The following is a 19,881-nucleotide window of genomic DNA, read 5'->3' as shown; positions in this document are numbered from 1 at the left end:
GCTTTCCGCCGCGTCTCCGCCGCGTCTCCGCGCTGCCGTGCCCCCGGTGCGTACCCCCTCCCGGGTCGCGACGCGAGGTCGCTTCGCGGGGTTGTCAGGTGCGACCGCGTCAACGAGCATGGCAGCGCCCGTAGTTGACATGACCACTGCCAATGCAGCCGTGGAGGGGAGACCCCGTGTCACCGCAACCGCGAGGTACGAACCGCAGAACCGTCCTGGCGGCCGGCGCCGCCGCCACCGCAGCCGCCGGAGTCGCGGCCGCCCCCGCCGCCGCGGCGGACCCGGCGGCGGCCCCCGGCCCCGCCGACCGGCCGCCCGCCACCGCCCAGCGCCCCGGCCGCGAACTGCGCGCCCTGCTCGCCGAGGTCGACCCCGACCGCATCGAGGCCGACGTCCGCCGCCTCGCCGCCTTCGGCACCCGGCACACCCTCTCCACCCAGGACGACCCCGACCGCGGCATCGGCGCCGCCCGCGACTGGATCCACCGCCGGCTGCGCCACCACGCCGCCGCGTCCGGCGGCAGGATGACCGTCGAGCTGCAGTCGTACGTCCAGCAGCCCGCCAACCGCATCCCCGTCCCCACCCGCATCACCAACGTCCTCGCCACCCTGCGCGGCGACACCGACCCCGACCGCGTCTACGTCGTCTCCGGCCACTACGACTCCCGCGCCGGCGACGTCATGGACGCCACCTCCGACGCCCCCGGCGCCGACGACGACGCCTCCGGCGTGGCCGTCGCCATGGAGCTGGCCCGCGTGCTGGCCACCCGCCGCACCGCCGCGACGATCGTGCTGGCCGCGGTGGCGGGGGAGGAGCAGGGGCTGTACGGGGCCGCGCACATGGCGGAGCAGTTCCGGGCCAGGGGCGCCCGCGTCCAGGGCATGTTCACCAACGACATCGTCGGCAGCTCCACCGCGGACGACGGCACCCGCGACCCCCGTACCGTGCGGCTCTTCGCCGAGGGCGTGCCCACCGCCGAGACCCCCGACGAGGCGAACACCCGCCGCTCGGTCGGCGGCGAGAACGACTCCCCGGCGCGCCAGCTCGCCCGCTTCGTACGGGACGTGGCGGACAACGACGCCACCGGCATGGACGTCCGCGTCATCTACCGCCGCGACCGCTATCTGCGCGGCGGCGACCACATCCCCTTCCTCGAACGCCGCTTCCCCGCCGCCCGCTTCACCGAGCCCGCCGAGGACTACGCGCACCAGCACCAGGACGTCCGCGTGGAGGACGGCAAGCAGTACGGCGACCTGCCCGAGTTCTGCGACTTCGGCTACATCGCGCGCGTCGCGCGGGTCAACCTCGCCGCCGTCTGGACCCTCGCCCAGGCCCCGGGCACCCCGACGGGCGTGGGCATCGTCACCTCCGCGCTGACCAACGACACGGAGCTGGTGTGGGACCGCGGTACGGAGCCGGACCTCGCCGGATACGAGGTGGTGCGGCGGGAGACGACGGCGGCGGAGTGGACGCACGTGGAAGCGGTCGGGGACGCCACCCGGCACACCGTGCGCGCGTCGAAGGACAACCTCTTCTTCGGCGTACGGGCCGTGAACCGGGCCGGGCACCGCAGCCCGGTGGCCTTCCCGGTCCCGCGGAGCTGAGCGCCGCGACGCCGCGGGCGCCGCAGCCGGTGCGGCCGGTCCGGCGGCCGCACCCGGCTGCCCTATCCGGCTGCCGCTCCCGGCTGCCGTACCCCGCTCAGTCCAGGTCCGGGACCATCGCCAGCTTGTCCGGGTTGCGCATGATGTCGATCGCGGTGATCCGCCCCGCGTCGACCGTGAGCGACAGCACCGCGAGCTGCCCGGTCCCGGCCCGGACCGCCAACCCGGGCACCCCGTTGACCTCGACCGGCCGGATGTTCAGCGGGCCCACCTTGCCCGCGTACGTGATGATCATCTGCGCCACCCGCGCCGCCTCGCGCGCCGCGCGCTGGAGCGTGACGACCTTGCCGCCGCCGTCGCCGCGCAGCACCACGTCCGGGTCGAGCAGCGCGATCAGCCCCGGCAGGTCGCCGTCCTGGCACGCCGCGGTGAACGCCTCCACCACCTTCTGCTGCTCCGCCGCCGTCGCCGGCGTCCGCGGCCGTCCGTCCTCCACCTGCCGCCGCGCCCGCGACGCCAACTGCCGTACCGCCGCCGGGGAACGGCCGACGACCTCGGCGATCTCCGGGAACGGGACGCTGAACACGTCGTGCAGCACGAACGCGGTCCGCTCGGCCGGCGACAGCCGCTCCAGCACCACGAGCAGCGCCATGCTCACCGACTCGTCCAGCGTCACCCGGTCGACCGGGTCGTGCGAGCGGTCCGCGACCAGCGGCTCCGGCAGCCACGTGCCCACGTACTGCTCGCGCCGCGCCCGCGCGCTGCTCAGCGCGTCCAGCGCCAGCCGGCTGACCGTCGTCGTCAGCCAGGCGCCCAGGTCCCGTACGGAACGGGGGTCGTCGAGCCGCCGCAGCCGCAGCCACGCGTCCTGCACGCAGTCCTCGGCCTCCACCAGGGAGCCGGTCATCGTGTACGCCACGCGCAGCAGCCGCGGCCGGTTGGCCTCGAAGGAGCGCGCGAGCTGCTCCTCCGCATCCCGCGGGGCGCCTCGTCCGGCGTCCGGTCCGGTGTCCCGTGCGTCCCGTTTCGTCATTGCCCCGTCCCGTTCAGACGAATGGCCTGTCACGTGGTGACACGGCCCGGTTCCGGCGAGTATCCATGTCACACCCCGGAGGGCTGCGTCGTCAACAGGCTACGGAAGCCCGGGGCCCACCCCGGGGACGCTTGACGACCCTCCGGGGAAGAGATCATGACGATTACCGATGACCGAGAAGAAACCGCGGAACCGCCCCTTCAGAAGGGCGTGTTCGTCCGGGTCGGAGGCTTCGCCCACCGCCGCAAGTGGATCGCCCTGGCCCTGTGGGTGGCGGTGCTGGCCGGCGTCTGGGGCATCGCCACCGCCGTCGGCGACTCCTACAAGAACGACACCTCCCTTCCCGGCACCGAGGCGCAGGCCGCCGCCGACCTGCTGAAGGAGCACGGCGCGGAGCGCGCCGCGGACACCATCGACATCGTCCTGCAGGACCAGGGCGGGCTGGCCGGCGTGCGGGAGCGCGTCGACCCGATGCTCGCGGAGGTCGCGGAGCTGCCCAACGTCGGCGGCGTACAGAGCCTTTACGACAACCGGACCGCGATAGCCGACGACGACACCATCGGCTACGCCACCGTGCGGCTTGAGGTGGCGTCCGACGACATGCCGCTGGACGACACGGAACGTATCGTCGACGCCGCGCAGGAGATCGAGGGCCAGGGGCTCCGGGTCGAGCTGGGCGGTGACGCGGTCCGGCTGCTCGCGGAGGGCGAGACCGGCACCGGGGAGATGGTCGGCCTGGTGGCCGCGCTGGTCATCCTGGTCCTGATGTTCGGCACGTTCATCGCCGCCGGCCTGCCCATCGTGATCGCCCTCTTCGCGGTCGGCTCGACGGTCGGCGTCATCGTCCTGGCGTCGCACCTCTTCACCATCGCGTCCTGGACCCCGCCGATCATGTTCCTCGTGGGCCTCGGCGTCGGCATCGACTACGCGCTGCTGATCTTCGCCCGCTACCGCGCCGAGCTGGTGCGCGGCGCCGAACCGGAACGGGCCACCGTCACGGCCATGGACGCCGCCGGCCGCTCCGTGTTCTTCGCCGGCTGCACCGTCATCCTGGCGCTGCTCGGCCTCACCGCCCTCGGCCTCGGCTCGATCCAGGGCATGGCGCTGTCGGTGGCGCTGACCGTACTGATGACGATGCTCGCCGCGCTGACCCTGCTGCCCGCGCTGCTCGGCATCTTCGGCAACCGCTTCGCCCGCCAGTTCACCAAGCGGGCCGAGAAGCGCAAGGCCAAGGGCAAGTCCGCGGACGGCGAGGGCTGGCGGAAGCTCGCGGCGGCGGTCCAGAAGCGCCCGCTGGCCGCCCTGGTGACCGCCGCGATCCTCCTCGGCGCGCTCGCCTTCCCGGCGCTGGGCATCCGCCTCGGCTTCAACGACGCCGGCAACGACCCCGACGACTCCACCAGCCGGCAGGCGTACGACCTGCTCTCCGACGGGTTCGGCCCCGGGTTCAACGGCCCGCTGCTGATCGTGACCGAAGGCGGCGACGGCAGTGCCCAGGACGCTGCCGCGGCGGTGCGCTCCGCGCTGCGCGGCACCGAGGGCGTCGCCGCCACCGCGCCCGCGACGGCCACCCCGGACGGCGAGGCCGCGACCGTCCTCGTCTTCCCCACCACTTCGCCGCAGGACGAGCAGACCACGGAGCTCGTCGGCACGCTGCGCGACGACGTGCTGCCGGGGCTGACCGAGGACAACGGCGCGGAGTACCTCGTCGGCGGAGCCACGGCCGCCTCCGAGGACTACGCCGGCCAGTTGGGCGACCGGATGCCGCTGTTCATGATCATCGTGGTGGGGCTGTCGATCGTCCTGCTGATGGCGGTGTTCCGCTCGGTGCTCATCCCACTGAAGGCCGCGTTCCTGAACCTCCTCAGCATCGGCGCCGCGCTCGGCGCGATGAAGCTGGTCTTCCAGGACGGGGCGCTCGGCTTCGAGGGCGGACCGATCGAGGCGTACGTGCCGGTGATGATCTTCGCGATCGTCTTCGGCCTCTCGATGGACTACGAGATCTTCCTGATCTCCCGGATGCACGAGGAATGGGTCAACTCCGAGGACCGGGACCCGTCGCGCGCCGTACGGGAGGGCCTGGCCCATACCGGCTCGGTGATCACGGCGGCCGGTTCGATCATGATCGTGATCTTCGCGGCCTTCGTCCTCAGCCCCACCCGGCTGCTGCAACAGGCGGGCTTCGCGTTCGCGGTGGCGATCTTCGTCGACGCGGTCATCATCCGGTGCATGGTGGTGCCGGCGGCGATGGAGCTGATGGGCAAGCGCGCGTGGTGGATGCCGGCGCCGCTGGCGAGGATCCTGCCGAAGGTGGAGCTGGAGAAGCACTGAGCGGCCGCCGGCCGGGGGAGCCGGACGAGCGGCGGAGGGCCTCGCGGGTCGTCAATGGAGGACCGGCGGGGCCCTTTGCCGTACGGGGACGGGGGAGGAGGGGCGCGTACGGGGCGCGGATGGGGGTGACCGCCGCGTACGGGGCGGTCGCCTTGGACGTACGCCCTGGACGTACGCGGAACGGCGTCCGGCGCGCTCAGCCCTTGCGGGTGCCCGGCTCCCACAGCGGCAGCATCGCGTGCCGCACCTCCGCCAGCAGCTCCCGCATCCCGGTCTCCGCATCCCGCGGCCGGCCGCCCGCGACCGCGTCCGCGACCGCCTCGTGCAGGTCGAGGGCGGCGGGCTCGGGGTGGTGGGGCATGAGGCCGAGTTGGGTACGTCCCTGGAGCACGACGGCGACGACGTCGGCGAGCGCGCCGAACATCTCGTTGCCGCTGGCCTGGAGCAGCAGGGTGTGGAAGGCGACGTCCGCCGCCAGGAAGCGGTCGAGGTCGCCGGCCTCGCCGAGCGCGCGGAGGGTGGCGGCGATCTCGACCGCCCGGTCCCGCTCGGCGGCGGAGGCGCTGCGGGCGGCGGCCCCGGCGGCGAGCGGCTCGACGGCGATGCGGAGTTCGGTCAGCGAGCGGAGCTGGGCGTTGCGGCCGGGGCCGGAGAGGCGCCACCAGATGACGCGGGGGTCGTAGACGTTCCACGAGGCGCGGGGCTGGACGGTGATGCCGACGCGGCGGCGCGAGCGGACCAGGCCCATCGACTCCAGGATCCGCATGGTCTCGCGTGCGACGGTGCGGGAGACGCCGAAGCGCTCGCGGATCTGCTCCAGCGTGAGCACGTGGCCCTCGGGCAGGGCGTCGCCGGTGATCTCCTCGCCGATGGTGTCGAGGACGGAGCTGTGCAGGACGGCGGCGTCGGTGGCGGGGGGCGGCGGGGACGCCGCCGTGTGCTCCCGCTTCCCATGGCCAACGCCCCGTAGCTCCACTTCTGAAGAGTATCCCGGGCGGGACCCTTCCCCGGTCTCCGTCATTGGTGCTACCTTTCCCAGCGATTGGTAACACCATTCTAGGGGGGCTTCATGTCACCGCCTTCTACGCACCGGTTGATCACCCCGGGCACCCACACCGGGCTCGTGGTCATGGGTGTCTCCGGGGCCGGCAAGAGCACCGTCGCCCGGCTGCTGTCCGACCGGCTCGGCTGGGCGCTCGCGGAGGCCGACGACTTCCACCCCGCCAGGAACATCGAGAAGATGCGCGCCGGCACCCCCCTCACCGACGCCGACCGCCGGCCCTGGCTGCGGGCCATCGCCGCGTGGCTGGCCGCGTGGGCGGACGCCGGCGAGAACGCGATCGTCACGTGCTCCGCACTCAAGCGCGCCTACCGCGACGTCCTGCGCGACGCCGGCCCGCGGGTCCGCTTCGTCCACCTGCACGGCGACCACGACACCCTGGCCCGCCGACTCGGCGGCAGGTCCGGCCACTTCATGCCGCCGGCGCTGCTCGACTCGCAACTGGCGGACCTGGAGCCGCTGGGGGCGGACGAGGACGGGGTGGTGGTGGACATCGGGGGGACGCCGGAGGAGGTGGCGGCCGAGGCGCTGCGGCGCCTGGGCCCGGCGGTGACCACCCCGCGCCCGTAACGCGGGGCCCCACCGCGCACAGCGGCGCGCGCGCCCGCGCGTCCCGTAACGCCTCACGCCCGCAGACCCGCAACACCCACCCGCTCCCGACTCCCCCTCCCGCATTCCGACCACAAACCCGTCCCCGTACCCGAGAAGCGATGGAGCTTTTCCGATGACGACGGTGCATCTGGCCCAAGAGGTCGAAGACTGGACCCAGACGATGTCCGCGGGCCCGCTGCTCGCGATAGCCGGCGCGGCCGTGGCCGTGCTCCTGTTCATGGTGATCTACCTGCGCGTCCACGCGTTCCTCGCGCTGGTCACCATCAGCATCCTCACCGCCTTCGCCGCCGGCATCCCGGCCGCCCAGGTGATCCCCGTGGCGACTGACGGCTTCGGCTCGACGCTGGCCAGCGTCGCGCTGCTCGTGGGCCTCGGCGCGATGCTGGGCCGGCTGGTGGAGGTCAGCGGCGGGGCGCAGGGCCTCGCGGACGCCATGATCCGGAAGTTCGGCGAGGACCGTGCCCCGTTCGCGCTCGGCCTTGCGTCGCTGATCTTCGGCTTCCCGATCTTCTTCGACGCCGGCCTCGTCGTGATGCTGCCGATCGTCTTCACCGTCGCCCGCCGCCTCGGCGGCGGCGTCCTGCGCTACGGGCTGCCGGCCGCCGGCGCGTTCTCCGTCATGCACGTCTTCGTACCGCCGCACCCCGGCCCCGTCGCCGCGACCGAGCTGCTGGGGGCGGACGTGGGGCTCGTCGTGGCGATCGGCGTGGTGATGGCCATCCCGATCTGGTACGTCACCAGCTACCTCTACGGCGTGTGGATCGGCAAGAAGATCGTCCTCCAGGTGCCGGACATCCTCACCGGCGGCCCGCAGGAGGACAAGGACCCCGACCCGCCGAGCGCGTCCACCGTCATCGCGCTGCTCATGCTCCCGCTGGTGCTGATCTTCGCCAACACCGGCCTGGACACGGCACGCGCGGCGGGCTGGGTGGAGGACACGGAGTCCTGGTACAACGTCGCCCGCGCCCTCGGCTCGACACCGGTCGCGCTGCTGCTGACCGTCTTCGTCGCCTCGTACGTCCTGGGCACCCGCCGCGGCAAGGGCCTGGAGACCATCGAGAAGCTCGTCGACTCCGCGCTCGGCCCGGTCTGCGCGATCATCCTCATCACCGGCGCCGGCGGCATGTTCGGCGGCGTCCTGCGCGCCAGCGGCATCGGCGACGCCCTCGCCGACGCCATGAGCGACACCGGCCTGCCGGTCATCGTCGTCGCGTACGTCGTCGCCACCGCCCTCCGCATCGCCCAGGGCTCCGCGACGGTCGCCCTGACGACGGCCGCGGGCCTGATCCAGCCGGTGGTCCTGGCCGCGGACTACAACGCGGTGCAGCTCGCGGCGATCGTCCTGGCCACGGCGGCGGGGTCGGTCACGGCCAGCCACGTGAACGACTCGGGGTTCTGGCTGGTGGGACGGTTCTTCAACATGGACGTGAAGACGACGCTGAAGACCTGGACGGTGATGGAGACGACGATCGGCCTCTCGGCCTTCGGCCTCTCCTCACTCCTCTTCGTCATCGCCTGACCCCCGCCGGGCCCGCCGGACGGGCTCTGGCGCACCAGAAGGAATCGTTTTGGCGATCTCCCCCGCCATCCCATATCCTGCTGGAGCCCCCGAGCGCGGCTCACCCAGCGCCCCGGCGGGCCGTCGGCCCTCATCGTCTAGTGGCCCAGGACGCCGCCCTTTCAAGGCGGTAGCACGGGTTCGAATCCCGTTGGGGGCACCCACACCCAAGGCCCTGACCAGCATCTATGCGGTCGGGGCCTTGCCGCGTCCAGATTTCGGGGGCCCCACGGGGGCCCAGCGGGAACACGACCATGATCGTGCCCCGCCTCAGGAAGGGCGCAGTTGCAGGACCATCGCCTCGTACACCGGGGCGGCGGCACCCGGCTGGGACTTGCCGAGCTTCCGATACCCCCACGACTCGTACGCGGCCTGAGCCGGCACTGCCTCGGGCTCAGGCCGCACGGTGAGCGTTACCCGCTCCACGGCCAGCCCTCCGAGGAGAGCGGCATGAAGCCGCCGCGCGACCCCCTGCCGCCGCCAGGGCTTGCGAACGGCCAGCTCGATGACGGCGAAGGTGCGCTGCCCGTCCTCGGCGGCGAACCCGGGCGGCGGGGGCTGAAGGAGATTGCGCCACCAGCCGGTGTCCGGCGGCAGGCGGAAGCCGTAGGCGAAGCCGACGACCTCGCCGCCGCCAACGGCCAGCGCAACGCGGAACCCGGGCCGCCCGGCCTGGACGGCGAACAGCTCGACGAAGCCGGCGACGTCGTCCGGGCCCTCGCAGTACGGCGGCTCGACGTAGACCTCCCGGTACGCGGGCAGAAACGCCTCAAGCTTCTCCGCCGCCGCGGCCCCCTCGTAACGCTGCACGGCGACCTCAGCCATGCGGCTCCCTCCGCGCGGCCGTCGCCGTCGCGTCCAGGGCCCGGTCCCATGGGAAGCCCGCCGCGTTCCCGTGGCGCGGCGGATGAGGCTCGTACCCTTCCGCGCCATCCAGATACACCACACCCTGCGACCGCAAGGTCTCCACCGCGCGCGCGACCGCCGGCTGGGCGCCCTGTGCCCGGTTGAAGTAGGGCATGGCCAGCACCGGGATGCCCATGTGCACGCCCTCCGACACCAGGCCGAGGGCCAGCGTGTCCGCGATCCCCGCGCCCCACTTGCACAACGACGTGCAGGACAACGGAGCCACCAGCATCGCGTCGCACTTCGGGAGGGCGTCCTTCTCGCCGGGCAACTTGTACTGCGACCGGACGGGATGGCCTGTCAACGCCGCGAGTTCGGCAAGCCGCGGCTCCCACCAGCGGGCCGCCGACGGGGTCAGGACCAGGCACGCGTCCCATCCCTCCGCCTGGGCGGCACGCAGTCCGTCGTCCACATGCTCGGTCGGCCCGGCGGCACATGCGATCAGGTACAGGACGCGGGTCATGCCGGGAGTCCACACCGCCTCGCCAGCGCACGCAACTGCCCTCCGGGCCGGGGCGTCGCCCCCAGCACGTCTGTCACCAGACTCACCGGTTCCGGGCGGCCCTCGACCTCCTCGGGTGCCAGCTCATCCGCCGTGAGCAGTTCCTTCGCGGCAGCGTCCTTCTGCCGCGTCAAAAACGCTGCGTGTGCACGGGCGAGATGATGCCTGGCCCGTCTCTCGCGCGACATGTCCGCGACCGCCGACGGCTCCAATCCCGCAGCGGTGTCCAGCGCGGACCATCCGTCCTCGAACCTGACGAACATGTCGACCCGGTGCAGCCCCACGTTCGTCGGCCCGAACATCGTGTAGTCCTCGTCCAGGTCCGCACCTTGCCGCTCCGCCACGTCCTGGGCCCGGTCGATCAGGGCATCCGCCGAGTTGCACTCGGCGGCGGCCAGCGCCGCGTTCAGGTACAGCATCCCCAGCGTCGACAACCCCAGTGGCCCGCGGGCGGAGAGATCCGGCTCCAGACGGCGGGCGGTCGCGAGGGCGTAGTCGACGGCGGCCTGTGGGCGTTGCTGGTACATCAGGCTCTTGGCCACTCGTCGCGAAGCGGCACCGATCTGCACCGCATCGCCGGAACGCTCTGCCGCGGCCAACGCCCGGTCGGCGACGACTGCGGCCTGAACCGCCGCCCCGGCCCCGTACTTGTGCAGGAACGACGTCGCCAGCTGAAGGGCGCGCGACAGCAGGGCGTGGGCCTCGCCGACGCGATCGTGTGGTGCCGTGTGCGCTGCTCTCTGCGCGCCGGTCAGCAGCGGCGGCAGATCCCTCGAAAGGGCCCGGTAGTGGCACGCCTGGAACGCGGCGCAGCAGTATTCAAGCCGTCGGTGCAGCACGTCGAGCACGGGTGGGTCATCGTCCGGCAGGGTGCTCGACAACGGGTACAGGGCATCGACGACGGCCAGCACCTCAGCCGGTGGTGCGGCGCCTGCTTCGGGGCCGGGCGGCTGGTCGGACAACAGATGCTCCACGGGTACGTGCAGTACGTCGGCTGCGCGTGCGAGGACGCTCAACCGCGGATCGGCCTGCCGCTGCCCGCCTTCAAGTGACTGCACCCACCGCCTCGACTGGCCCATGAGCCGAGCGAAGTCTTCCTGGGTGAAGCCGCGGCGGTCGCGCCAGTATGCGATCCGGCGGCCGATACCCGCAGTGTTTATGGTGGCCCCCTGCGACAAGGCACACACTCTGTGTGCCCCTCATTGGTATACCGCGTCCTACCTTCTGAGCACCCGAACTTGACCGAAGGGCTGAGACGATGCCTGAGGGTACGGCCGCGCCGCCGATTGCCGCCTTCATCTACGACCGGTGCTCCACGCTGGCGACCGCCGCACTGGACGAGCGCATAGAGCGCTGCCGCGGCTACGCGGTCGAGCGCGGCTGGGTGATCGCCGGGGAGTGGGTGGACCGCGCGGATCATGCGCTGACGAACTGGCCGCGCCCCCGGTGGGACGGCATGACGTACGCGATGCGCCGCCGGACCGCTGCCCGCGCGGTGTGCCTGGTCGACTCGTGGGACCGCATCAGCCGGGACCGGGACGGATCCGCCGTCCTCCGGCGGGCCGTCCATCAGGCCGGCGGGTACTGCGTCACCACGGCCGGAGAGGATGACCTCGGCCTGGGCCACGGCCGGATCACCGTCACCGCCCCGCCGACGCCGAGGAGGCGGCCGTGAGCGCCGAGCGCCGTTCCGCGACGGAGGGCTACCTGTCCGCCACGTTCCCTCCTCCGGACGCTGCCCCGGTTCCCGGGTGCGGGCGGTGCGCCGAACTGGTCGCCGACCGGACCGCGGCCCGCGCGGTGGGGGATCTGTCGGCCGTCAGCGATGCCAACGTTCTCCTCCGCAGACACCCCCACTGAAACTCCCGCCCCCAGGCCGTCCGAATCCTCCGGCCAGGGGGCGGGCGTGCGTGGTCAGCGGGGGGTGAGGTTCATGTGGATGTCTTCGGCTGCCCATAGGACGAAGCGTTCCACCGGTGTCACCGTCTGGTCCGGTGCCAGCGTCAGGCTGAAGCGCTTCAGTAGGACCGCCAGGACCAGTTTCGCCTCGACCAGTGCCAGTGCCGCGCCTTCGCAGCTCCGCGGGCCGATGCCGAACGGGATGTAGGCGAGGCGGTGGCGGGTGGCGGAGGCTTGCGGAGTGAAGCGGTCCGGGTTGAAGCGGGTCGGGTCCGGCCAGTGGGCCGGGTTCATGTGGACCGCCCAGAACGGGTAGAAGATCGTCGTGCCGGCGGGGAGGGTGTAGTCGCCGAGGCGGAGTTCGGCGGTGGTTTCGCGGGCGCCGTACGGGCCCGGTGGGTACAGGCGCATCGCCTCGCGGAGGACGGTGTCCAGGTAGGTGAGTTGCCTGAGGTCGGCGTACGTGGGCGTGGTGCGGTCGCCCAGGACCCGGTCCAGGTCGGTGGTGGCGCGCTCCGCGGCGTCGGGGTGCTGCGACAGCAGGTAGAGCGCCCAGGAGATGGCCACGCCCGTCGTGTGCTGCGCGGCCATCATCGTCATCAGCACCGTGTCGCGTATCCGCGCCGGCGACTCGTCCGCCGCGACCAGGGCCGCGATCATGTCGCTGTGGTCCGTCTCCGCGGCGGGGCCGCGTTCCCGGTGTGCCGCGAGCACCTCGTCCACCGTCGTACGGAGGTAGGCCAGCGCCCGGTCCGAGCGGGCGCGGCGTTCTTCCGCCGGGCCGGCCACGTCCACCTGGTAGAGCCGCGCGAGGTAGTCGGTGAGCAGGTCCTCGAAGGCCGACACGACCCGCCCCGCGGACTCCTCGGACGCCAGGCCGCTGCCGAGGGCGAACTCGCAGACCATCTGGAGCGACAGCCGGCTGAGGTCCTTCTGCAGCTCCACGGGGCCGTGCGCCGCGTGCTCCGCCCACCGGTCGGCCATCGCGGCCGTCAGCGCGGCGAACTGCGTGAAGTGCGCCTCGTGCGCGGGCCGGCCGGCCAGCACCGACAGCATCACGCGCCGCCAGGGCCCGTGTTCCGCGGCCGGGAGCGTCTGGAGGTTGCCCGACTCCTGGAGGGGGGCGAGGAACTCGAAGAGCTTCTCCGGCCGTTTGTCGACCTCCGCGGTGGCCTCCAGCAGTACGGGGTCGGCGACCGACACCGCCATGTCCGCGCCCGGCAACGGGAACCGCACGAGGGGGCCGTACTCGGCGTGCAGCATCAGTTGATAGTTGTGCAGCCCGCCCGCCGCCGTGATCGCCTTGACGCCGTCGCTCTCGCTCGCGGCGGACGGTCCGGGTATCCGCTCGATGCCGTAGTCGGGCATGGCACTCCTTCTCCGTCGGTGGGGCACATGGTTCCACGTACCCGCCGACGGGGCAGGAGCCCCGCGCCGTACTACTGTGGCGTTCGTCGAGAGGAGCGCAGTGTGACACCGGACGGTTTCCGTTTCGAGGAGATCGACGTCAGCAGGCCGCATCCCGCGCGGATCTACGACTACCTGCTGGGCGGCAAGGACAACTACGAGGTCGACCGCCACGCCGGCGAGCAACTCGTCGCCGCCGCCCCCGAGGCACGGATCGGCCTGCGCGCCAACCGCGCGTTCCTCCAGCGCGCCGTCCGCCACGTCGTCGGCAGCGGCATCCGCCAGATCCTCGACATCGGTACGGGCCTGCCCACCGCCCCGAACGTGCACGAGACCGCCCAGGAGACCGCGCCGGACACGCGCGTCGTCTACGTCGACAACGACCCCATCGTCCGCGCCCACGCCGACGCGCTGCTCAGCGACTCCGGTGCGACCAGCATCGTGCTGGCCGACGTCCGGGACGTACGGGCCATCCTGGACCACCCCGACGTCCGCCGGGTCCTCGACTTCGACGAGCCGGTCGCGGTGTTCCTGGTCGCGGTGCTCCACTTCCTCACCGACGCGGACGAGCCCCGGCAGGTCGTCGCCACCCTGCGCGACGCGCTGCCGTCCGGCAGCTACCTGGTGCTCTCGCACGCCACCGGCGACTTCGCCGACCGCACGGACGCGCAGGCCGTCTACAACAAGGCCACCGCGGGCCTGAACCTGCGCCCGTACGCGGAGATCGAGCCGTTCTTCGACGGCTTCGGCCTCGTCGAACCCGGCCTGGTGCAGGTCCCGTTCTGGCGCCCGGACACCCCGCCGCCGGCGCGGTACGGCGAGATCGGCATCTACGCGGGCGTGGGGCGCAAGGACTGACGGCCGTACCGTTCCGCTGTCAGACCTCTGCCTTACCTTGGCCGCATGCACGCTCCCGTACCCACTCCCGCACCCCGCATCGACCGCCCGGCAGACCTCGACGCCGTCCGCAAGTCCTATGACCAGGTGGCCGACAACTACGCCCACCTGCTCCGGACGACGGGAATGGGCGACATCCGCCGCCACCCCTGGCTCAAGGCCCCGGTCGACGCCTTCGCCGACACCGTCGCCGGCTCCGGTCCCGCCCGCGGCCCCGTCCTCGACGTCGGCTGCGGTCCGGGCCAGGTGACCGCGTATCTTGCCGAACGCGGCCTGGACGTCTCCGGTGTGGACCTCTCGCCCGGCATGATCGAGAACGCCCGCCGGCTGCATCCGCAGTGCCGCTTCAGCGTCTCGTCGGCGACCGAGCTGGAGTTGGACGCCGGGTCGCTGGGCGGGGTGCTCGGGTGGTGGTCGCTGTTCAACCTGCCGCGCGAGGTGCTGCCCCAGGTGCTGGCCTCGTTCGCGCGCGCCCTGAAGCCGGGCGGGCACTTCCTCACCGCGACGCACGTGGGGGAGGGGGACGTGGTGCGGACGGAGGCGTACGGAAGCGAGGGCGTGCGCTGGACGACGCACAGGTGGCGGCCGGAGGAGTTCGCGGCGCTGGTCGAAGGGGCGGGGCTGCGGGTGGTCGCGGAGCTGCGGCTGCCGGGGGACGGGCAGACGGGGCCGGGGGTGGTGGTGATGGCGAGGAAGCCCGAGGCGTGACGGCGCCGACCGGCGGGAGGGGTGGAAGCCGCCCGCCAGGCCGGAGGCGTGACCGGCGCCCGCCAAAAGCCGGTTGCGTGACCGGCGCCCGTCCCCGCTAAAACACGTCGAAAACTCGCCACCGCCCGCGCTAACGTCCGCAACCATGTCGCGAACCTTCGAACGTCCTCCTCTCCTCGCCGACGAACGCACCTCGCTCACCGGCTGGCTCGAACTCCAGCGCAAGATCCTCAGGTGGAAGTGCGACGGCCTGAGCGAGGAGGACGCCCGCCGCTCCGTCGTCCCGACCTCGCCGCTCATGACCATGGCCGGGCTCCTCGTCCATGCGCGCTGGACCGAGCACACCTGGCTCGACGTCGTGTTCCTCGGCGGGGACAGCACGCCGAACCCGGCCTTCGACGAGTCCGCGCCCGAGGACGCCGACTGGTCCACCGACGGCGTCACCCTCGCGCAGGTGCTCGCGGACTACGAAGCGCAGTGCGTCCACAGCGACGAGATCATCGCCGCCGCCTCCCTCGACGACGTCGCCCGCCACCCCGACTTCCCGCGGAACCGGGCGAACCTGCGCTGGATCCTCACCCACCTCATCGAGGAGACCGGGCGGCACGCGGGGCACGCGGATATCGTCCGGGAGCTGATCGACGGCGCAAAGGGCTATTACTGAGCGGGTGACCTGCCGCTTCTTCCGTATCGGGCCCGATGTCAGTCCCGCTCACTAGGCTCCTGCCGCATGACCATGATCTTCGACGTCTACACCGATGCGACCCGCGGCACCACCCTTTCCGGCACCGTGCAGTACCGCGACCCCGACAACTACGGGTTCAACCAGGGACCCGCTTTCGGGCTCCAGCTCATCATGGAGGGCTGGAACGAGCGCGGGGACTTCGGTCCCGGGTCCGTATCGCCCGCGATGGAGGCCGAGTTCAAGGAGTTGTACGAGCTGTACTTCGGCCCGAAGGCGCGCGTGGACAAGAAGGGATTCCTGCTGGAGGACGGCTCCACCGAGGTGCGGATACCGCGCGTGCAGGCGGAGGAGTTCTACCGGGGCCGCATCCACCCGTACGGCGGGCGGGGTTTCTCGGACGGCGTCCACTACATCGACCTCGTGCCGGAGCCCGGCGCTTTCGCGCGCCGTACCGAGGAGATCATCGTCTCCTGGGAGATCGCCGAGGACGACGACTTCGAAATCGACGGGGACGGGGGTACGTCCGCCTCCTTCACCCTCCAGGTGAGCGACCCGCGGTATCTGGAGCACTTCCGCAAGAACGCGTTCTTCCAGACCACGTTCACGGGCCACCTCCCCGGCGCGTAGCACCGGCCGGTGCCGCGCCGAACCGGTCGCTCCCGCGCCCTCGTCCCCGACCGACCCGGGGACGAGGGCGCGGTGTCCGCAGAGGACGGCGTCAGTGGTCGCGGTACGCGACCTGGACCGCCATCTCCCCCAACCGCTGCCGCCAGCCCGGTGCCAGCGGCGCGTTCTCCAGTGCCTCGCGGGCCGTCGCCACCAGCTCGCCGATGCGCTTTTCGACCTCCTGCCGCATCCCCGACGCCAGCAGCGCCCCGTGGAGGCGGTCCGCGTCCCAGTGCCGGCCGTCCGCGACCAGGCGCGCCACCTCGGCGTCCTTCGTCGCCGCCAGCGCGAGCAGCAGGTTCATCTTGTGCTCGCTGATGTCGAGGCCCGCGGGCTTGCCCGTGACCTCCGGGTCGCCGAAGGCGTCGAGGAGGTCGTCGCGGAGCTGGAACGCCTCGCCCGCCGCCACGCCGTACGCCTCGAAGACCTCGTTCAGGTCGTCGCGGCCCGCGATCACCGCGCCCAGGGACAGGGGGCGGTGGATCGTGTACTGGCCCGACTTGCAGACGGCGACGTAGCGCGCCAGGGCCGGGTCGGGGGCGAGTTCCGCGGCCAGGGACATGTCGAGTTGCTGGCCGAGGATCATCTCGGTGCCGAGGTGGTTCCACACCCGGCGCGCCGGACCCGACAGGGCCTCGACGGCGGTGTGGGCGTAGCCGTACGCCAGGTCGCCGGCGATGATCGCGGCGCCCTCGCCGTAGCGGCGGGCCTCGCCCGCCCAGCCGTGGTCGGCGTGGATGCCGGCGTGCTTCATGTGGGCGGTGGAACGGCCGCGGCGGGTGGGGGCGTTGTCCATGACGTCGTCGTGGATGAGCGCGAAGGCGTGCAGCAGCTCCAGCGCGGCGCCGGCCGAGACGACCGCGTCCTCCGCCTGCGCGCCGTCGAGTGCGCCGCCGGCGGCGAGGTAGCCGCTGATGCAGAACGTCGGGCGCAGCCGCTTGCCGCCGGCCCCGACGAGGTGGGCGATCGCGTCTATCGGCCGCGTCATCCGGGCGTCGACGTCGCCCCACGTCTTGCGCTCGGCCGTCAGTAAGTCCTCGATGCGGGCCGTGACGCGGGTGAGGAGCCTGACCGTGGACACGGCCAGGTCCGCCGAGTCCGCTGCAAGGTCCGCTGCCGAATCCGCCTCGGTCTCCGGGCGTTCCCGGTCCGCCGGTGGGCGGAAAGGCGCGTTCTCCTCCGCGGTCATGACCGGATCGACCTCCCCCGCAGGCCAGTTCCACCATCCGTGCGCTGCACTCATTATCGGCCGGTCGCCTCGTGCCGCACTGGAGAGCGAATGGGCGCCGGCTTGGATTCCCGACCGGCGAAGAAGCGGTGCCAAGTCGGCGCCAAGCGGTTGCACAGTCCGTCTGCATACGCTCCGGCAGTCTCCTCGTCGAGTCGCGTGCGCAGAGGCCACGTTGACGCCCTGGGATGAATGCTCCAAACTCGGTGCGTACCATCAGATCTCGGACTGTCGGCCGCAGCGATCGTCCGAGGAGAACCGAGCGGCGTGCGCCGCTCCTGGTCGGCTCCCCCGCCGCCCCGGGTCACCCGTGGGCGGCGGGGTGTTGTTCAGGTTGTGCCCCCCACCGAGGAGAGAGATGACCAAGAAGTTGTACGCGGCCCTCGTCACCACCGCCGCGGCCGCCGCCGCCCTGCTGGCCGCCCCGGGCGCGTCCGCCCAGGCGGTGGCCGACGGCTACGACCGCTGTCCGGCGGAGCACTACTGCCTGTTCTCGGGCGCGGACGGCACCGGGGACATGGTGGCCCTCAAGGACGACACCCCGGACCTGGCCGCGGTCGGGATGGACGACCGCGCCAAGTCGGACTGGAACCGGACGGGTTACTGGATCAACCTGTGGTCCGACGCCGACTACGCCGGCTGCATGGCCGTCACCAGCCCCGGCGGCAAGGGCAACTTCTTCTCGTCCTTCCAGGACTTCTTCAGCTCGGTCGAGATCGACGAGCCCAACGGCATGTCCTGCTGACGACGCCGTACGCGCCGGGCCCGCCGCTCCGGGCCCGCCGCCCCCGCCCCCCCGCCGCCGCCTCCGCCGTTCCGGGACCCGTCCCCATACGGGCCCGCTAGCGTTCCCGTATGGCGTTCTGGCGACGTGACCGCAGAGGGAAGACTCCGCGCGGCGGCACCGGCCGCTCCGGCGGTACGGGCAGCATCTCGGTCAACGTGATCGACCCCCGCAAGCCCGGTCCTGCCGACCGGCCAGGGCTGCTGCTCGGCGACCGGCAGCTCCCGCGGATCACGGTCTCCAGCTTCACCGACCGGCTCGCCGCACACGCCCGTTCGCTCCATCCGCCCGGCACCGGACCGGTGGCCGTCGTCATGCAGCACCGCACGTTCGCCGAGGAGGACGGCGTGGTCTTCATGGGCTTCGCCGGCCGCCCCGGGATCGTCGTCCGGATGACGCCGCGGCTGCGCGCCGACCTGTACGGCCTGGGCGAGGCGGTCGCCGCCGACGGCGCGGTGCTGTACCTCGACGCGCACGAGGGGTTCCTGCGCGCCACGCTCGTCATGCCCGCCATGGCGGTCGAGCTGGACACCGGGCTGCTGCTCCGGGAGGGCAACGTGCAGGAGTTCCTCGCGGCCGCGTACGCGACCGAGACCGTCGAACTGCACGTCCAGCACACCACCCACGACCGGCTGCTGAACTACACGTGCGCCGCCCCCGGCCTCCGGGCCGTGCTCGACGAGGGCTTCGACCTCTACACCCAGCCGCCGCCCGCCGACCTGCGCGCCGCCCTGCCGGCCGTCAACGACAGCCTGAACCCGGCCGTGCGCGTGCCGCTCCGGGTGACGGGCAACGCCGACCTCGCCCTCACGTACGAGGTGGACGTCTGACGGCGCCGCCGGGTCACTGCGGCCCGTAGCGCAGGACGTGCGTGGGCAGGACGGTGCGCCGCGGGGGCCAGGAGGCGGCGGGGCCGCCGTTGATGCGGTCGATGAGGAGCCGCGCGGCCTGCCGGCCCATCTCGTCGGCGTCGTACGACACGATGGTCAGCGGCATCCCGAGGACATCGGCGAGGTCGAAGTCGTCGAACCCGGCGAGCGCGACGGGCAGTTCGAGGGCGCGGACCGCACGGATGGCGCCCTGGGTGAGGCGGTTGTTGGTGCAGAAGAGGGCCGTGGGGGCGGTTCCGGCGTCCGCGGAACCCTCCGGCGCCAGCAGCCCGAGCGCCGCCCGCTCCGCCGCCGCCACGTCCGTCAGCCCGCGCCGTACGAGCCGGTCGTCCGGTTCGAGACCGGCCTCCTCGTGGGCGGCGCGGTAGCCGCGGTAGCGCTCGGCGCCGGTGTGGATGGCGGGCGGGTTGCCGAGGAAGCCGATGCGGCGGTGGCCCGCGGCGATCAGGCGGGCGGTGGCGTCGCGGGCGCCGCCGAAGTCGTCGACGAGGACGCAGTCGGCCTCCATGCCGGACGGCGGCCGGGAGGCCAGCACCACGGGCATGTCGCGCAGCGCCGCGGGCGTGAGGTGGCTGTGGCTGCCGCCCGCCGGGACCACGATCATGCCCGCGACCTGCCGCGACGCCAGATCCTCCACCAGCCCGCGCTCGCGGTCCAGCTGCTCGCCGGTGTTGCTCAGCAGCATGCTCAGCCCGTGCTGCGAGGCGACCTCCTGGACGCCGAGGGCGAGCCGCGAGTAGAAGGGGTTGGCGAGGTTGGTGACGATCAGCCCGATCATGCCGCTGCCGCCCAGGCGCAGGCTGCGCGCGGTCGCGTTGAGCCGGTAGCCGAGGTCGTCGACGGCGGCCAGGACGCGCCGCCGGGTGCCCTCGCTGACGCGGGCGTCGCGCTTCAGGACCCGTGACACCGTCATGGTGCTGACCCCGGCGCGGTCGGCGACGTCACGCATCGTCGGCGCCCCGGCGTCGCCCGGTCGCTGCTGGGACATGCCCGTTCCCTCCGCCTCCGGTGACCGCGGTCCTTCGGGGCCGCGAACCCGCCAATTCTAGGGATGTCCCGCGGGCGTGGCGGCGGGGTGCCCGAAGTGGGGGTTCCGGCGGGCGCGATAGTG

Annotated in this window: 19 protein-coding genes and 1 tRNA gene; 12 read left to right on the top strand and 8 right to left on the bottom strand. The window is 72.6% G+C overall.

From position 1 onward, the window contains the following. Window positions 1–176 precede the first annotated feature (176 nt). Window positions 177–1,604, top strand: a complete 1,428-nt coding sequence (locus H5J30_RS03365; RefSeq protein WP_181785637.1) for a M20/M25/M40 family metallo-hydrolase — start codon at window positions 177–179, stop codon at window positions 1,602–1,604. 97 nt (window positions 1,605–1,701) lie between these two features. Here the strand turns inward: H5J30_RS03365 and sigJ are convergent, their stop codons facing one another. Continuing rightward, entirely contained in the window at window positions 1,702–2,637 is a 936-nt protein-coding gene (gene sigJ, locus H5J30_RS03360) for an RNA polymerase sigma factor SigJ (RefSeq protein WP_181785636.1), read from the bottom strand. A 156-nt stretch (window positions 2,638–2,793) separates the two neighbouring features. Between sigJ and H5J30_RS03355 the strand changes: the two genes are divergently transcribed. Then, entirely contained in the window at window positions 2,794–4,968 is a 2,175-nt protein-coding gene (locus H5J30_RS03355; RefSeq protein ID WP_220188481.1) for an MMPL family transporter, read from the top strand. Between the two features lie 196 nt (window positions 4,969–5,164). On the opposite strand, the gene H5J30_RS03350 is transcribed toward H5J30_RS03355, so the two are convergent. Beyond that, on the bottom strand, window positions 5,165–5,944 hold the full coding sequence (locus H5J30_RS03350) for a FadR/GntR family transcriptional regulator (protein ID WP_309505419.1): 780 nt from the start codon (window positions 5,942–5,944) through the stop codon (window positions 5,165–5,167). A gap of 117 nt (window positions 5,945–6,061) precedes the next feature. On the opposite strand from H5J30_RS03350, the gene H5J30_RS03345 reads away from it, so the two are divergent. The 3 genes from H5J30_RS03345 to H5J30_RS03335 all read left to right on the top strand — a co-directional run bounded on the left by H5J30_RS03345 (window position 6,062) and on the right by H5J30_RS03335 (window position 8,358). Beyond that, the gene (locus H5J30_RS03345; protein ID WP_181785639.1) at window positions 6,062–6,598 is read left to right on the top strand and encodes a gluconokinase; all 537 of its coding nucleotides are present in this window, start codon (window positions 6,062–6,064) and stop codon (window positions 6,596–6,598) included. 154 nt (window positions 6,599–6,752) lie between these two features. Beyond that, the gene (locus tag H5J30_RS03340; RefSeq protein WP_181785635.1) at window positions 6,753–8,159 is read left to right on the top strand and encodes a GntP family permease; all 1,407 of its coding nucleotides are present in this window, start codon (window positions 6,753–6,755) and stop codon (window positions 8,157–8,159) included. Window positions 8,160–8,285: 126 nt separating this feature from the next. Next, a tRNA-Glu gene (locus H5J30_RS03335) sits at window positions 8,286–8,358 on the top strand. A 110-nt stretch (window positions 8,359–8,468) separates the two neighbouring features. Here H5J30_RS03335 and H5J30_RS03330 read toward each other — a convergent pair. From H5J30_RS03330 to H5J30_RS03320, 3 genes are read right to left on the bottom strand one after another with little or no spacing between them, the layout of a single operon-like run. Beyond that, window positions 8,469–9,023, bottom strand: coding sequence for a GNAT family N-acetyltransferase (locus H5J30_RS03330; protein ID WP_181785634.1), 555 nt, complete (start codon window positions 9,021–9,023; stop codon window positions 8,469–8,471). Beyond that, window positions 9,016–9,567 carry a flavoprotein gene (locus H5J30_RS03325; RefSeq protein ID WP_181785633.1) on the bottom strand — a complete coding sequence of 184 codons (552 nt, stop codon included), beginning with the start codon at window positions 9,565–9,567 and terminating at the stop codon, window positions 9,016–9,018. The genes H5J30_RS03330 and H5J30_RS03325 overlap by 8 nt, the downstream gene beginning before the upstream one ends. After that, on the bottom strand, window positions 9,564–10,784 hold the full coding sequence (locus tag H5J30_RS03320; RefSeq protein ID WP_220188479.1) for a helix-turn-helix domain-containing protein: 1,221 nt from the start codon (window positions 10,782–10,784) through the stop codon (window positions 9,564–9,566). The genes H5J30_RS03325 and H5J30_RS03320 overlap by 4 nt, the downstream gene beginning before the upstream one ends. A gap of 80 nt (window positions 10,785–10,864) precedes the next feature. Here H5J30_RS03320 and H5J30_RS03315 point away from each other — a divergent pair, with 80 nt between their 5' ends. Continuing rightward, window positions 10,865–11,281, top strand: coding sequence for a recombinase family protein (locus H5J30_RS03315; RefSeq protein WP_181785632.1), 417 nt, complete (start codon window positions 10,865–10,867; stop codon window positions 11,279–11,281). A gap of 239 nt (window positions 11,282–11,520) precedes the next feature. On the opposite strand, the gene H5J30_RS03310 is transcribed toward H5J30_RS03315, so the two are convergent. Further along, entirely contained in the window at window positions 11,521–12,873 is a 1,353-nt protein-coding gene (locus tag H5J30_RS03310) for a cytochrome P450 (RefSeq protein ID WP_181785631.1), read from the bottom strand. A gap of 102 nt (window positions 12,874–12,975) precedes the next feature. Here H5J30_RS03310 and H5J30_RS03305 point away from each other — a divergent pair, with 102 nt between their 5' ends. The 4 genes from H5J30_RS03305 (at window position 12,976) to H5J30_RS03290 (ending at window position 15,829) form a co-directional block, all read left to right on the top strand. Then, the gene (locus H5J30_RS03305; protein ID WP_181785630.1) at window positions 12,976–13,770 is read left to right on the top strand and encodes an SAM-dependent methyltransferase; all 795 of its coding nucleotides are present in this window, start codon (window positions 12,976–12,978) and stop codon (window positions 13,768–13,770) included. A gap of 45 nt (window positions 13,771–13,815) precedes the next feature. Continuing rightward, window positions 13,816–14,517 (top strand): class I SAM-dependent methyltransferase, encoded by a 702-nt coding sequence (locus tag H5J30_RS03300; RefSeq protein ID WP_181785629.1) that lies wholly within the window; start codon window positions 13,816–13,818, stop codon window positions 14,515–14,517. A 145-nt stretch (window positions 14,518–14,662) separates the two neighbouring features. Beyond that, window positions 14,663–15,181 carry a DinB family protein gene (locus H5J30_RS03295; RefSeq protein WP_181785628.1) on the top strand — a complete coding sequence of 173 codons (519 nt, stop codon included), beginning with the start codon at window positions 14,663–14,665 and terminating at the stop codon, window positions 15,179–15,181. 66 nt (window positions 15,182–15,247) lie between these two features. After that, a complete protein-coding gene (locus H5J30_RS03290; protein WP_181785627.1) occupies window positions 15,248–15,829 on the top strand; it encodes a hypothetical protein in 582 nt (193 codons plus the stop codon). 91 nt (window positions 15,830–15,920) lie between these two features. Here H5J30_RS03290 and H5J30_RS03285 read toward each other — a convergent pair whose 3' ends face one another. Next, window positions 15,921–17,057: a polyprenyl synthetase family protein gene (locus H5J30_RS03285; protein ID WP_181785626.1), complete on the bottom strand. Its 1,137-nt coding sequence runs from the start codon at window positions 17,055–17,057 to the stop codon at window positions 15,921–15,923. A 397-nt stretch (window positions 17,058–17,454) separates the two neighbouring features. Here H5J30_RS03285 and H5J30_RS03280 point away from each other — a divergent pair, with 397 nt between their 5' ends. Further along, a complete protein-coding gene (locus H5J30_RS03280) occupies window positions 17,455–17,841 on the top strand; it encodes a peptidase inhibitor family I36 protein (RefSeq protein WP_181785625.1) in 387 nt (128 codons plus the stop codon). A 110-nt stretch (window positions 17,842–17,951) separates the two neighbouring features. After that, window positions 17,952–18,710 carry a hypothetical protein gene (locus H5J30_RS03275; protein WP_181785624.1) on the top strand — a complete coding sequence of 253 codons (759 nt, stop codon included), beginning with the start codon at window positions 17,952–17,954 and terminating at the stop codon, window positions 18,708–18,710. 13 nt (window positions 18,711–18,723) lie between these two features. Here the strand turns inward: H5J30_RS03275 and H5J30_RS03270 are convergent, their stop codons facing one another. After that, window positions 18,724–19,758 carry a LacI family DNA-binding transcriptional regulator gene (locus H5J30_RS03270; RefSeq protein ID WP_181785623.1) on the bottom strand — a complete coding sequence of 345 codons (1,035 nt, stop codon included), beginning with the start codon at window positions 19,756–19,758 and terminating at the stop codon, window positions 18,724–18,726. Between the last annotated feature and the right edge of the window lie 123 nt (window positions 19,759–19,881).

This window comes from Streptomyces phytophilus, from assembly GCF_013870535.1.
Taxonomy (GTDB): domain Bacteria; phylum Actinomycetota; class Actinomycetes; order Streptomycetales; family Streptomycetaceae; genus Streptomyces; species Streptomyces phytophilus.
Note: the sequence above shows the minus strand (reverse complement) of the source record. Positions and strands in the feature narration are given on the sequence as shown.

What these genes read in the sequence shown, in the direction of transcription:
- H5J30_RS03330 (WP_181785634.1), bottom strand. Translation starts at nt 9,023, where the DNA reads ATGGCTGAGGTCGCCGTGCAGCGTTACGAGGGGGCCGCGGCGGCGGAG.
- H5J30_RS03280 (WP_181785625.1), top strand. Translation starts at nt 17,455, where the DNA reads ATGACCAAGAAGTTGTACGCGGCCCTCGTCACCACCGCCGCGGCCGCC.
- H5J30_RS03325 (WP_181785633.1), bottom strand. Translation starts at nt 9,567, where the DNA reads ATGACCCGCGTCCTGTACCTGATCGCATGTGCCGCCGGGCCGACCGAG.
- H5J30_RS03315 (WP_181785632.1), top strand. Translation starts at nt 10,865, where the DNA reads ATGCCTGAGGGTACGGCCGCGCCGCCGATTGCCGCCTTCATCTACGAC.
- H5J30_RS03275 (WP_181785624.1), top strand. Translation starts at nt 17,952, where the DNA reads ATGGCGTTCTGGCGACGTGACCGCAGAGGGAAGACTCCGCGCGGCGGC.
- H5J30_RS03300 (WP_181785629.1), top strand. Translation starts at nt 13,816, where the DNA reads ATGCACGCTCCCGTACCCACTCCCGCACCCCGCATCGACCGCCCGGCA.
- H5J30_RS03340 (WP_181785635.1), top strand. Translation starts at nt 6,753, where the DNA reads ATGACGACGGTGCATCTGGCCCAAGAGGTCGAAGACTGGACCCAGACG.
- H5J30_RS03285 (WP_181785626.1), bottom strand. Translation starts at nt 17,057, where the DNA reads ATGACCGCGGAGGAGAACGCGCCTTTCCGCCCACCGGCGGACCGGGAA.
- H5J30_RS03295 (WP_181785628.1), top strand. Translation starts at nt 14,663, where the DNA reads ATGTCGCGAACCTTCGAACGTCCTCCTCTCCTCGCCGACGAACGCACC.
- H5J30_RS03355 (WP_220188481.1), top strand. Translation starts at nt 2,794, where the DNA reads ATGACGATTACCGATGACCGAGAAGAAACCGCGGAACCGCCCCTTCAG.
- sigJ (WP_181785636.1), bottom strand. Translation starts at nt 2,637, where the DNA reads ATGACGAAACGGGACGCACGGGACACCGGACCGGACGCCGGACGAGGC.
- H5J30_RS03290 (WP_181785627.1), top strand. Translation starts at nt 15,248, where the DNA reads ATGACCATGATCTTCGACGTCTACACCGATGCGACCCGCGGCACCACC.
- H5J30_RS03310 (WP_181785631.1), bottom strand. Translation starts at nt 12,873, where the DNA reads ATGCCCGACTACGGCATCGAGCGGATACCCGGACCGTCCGCCGCGAGC.
- H5J30_RS03270 (WP_181785623.1), bottom strand. Translation starts at nt 19,758, where the DNA reads ATGTCCCAGCAGCGACCGGGCGACGCCGGGGCGCCGACGATGCGTGAC.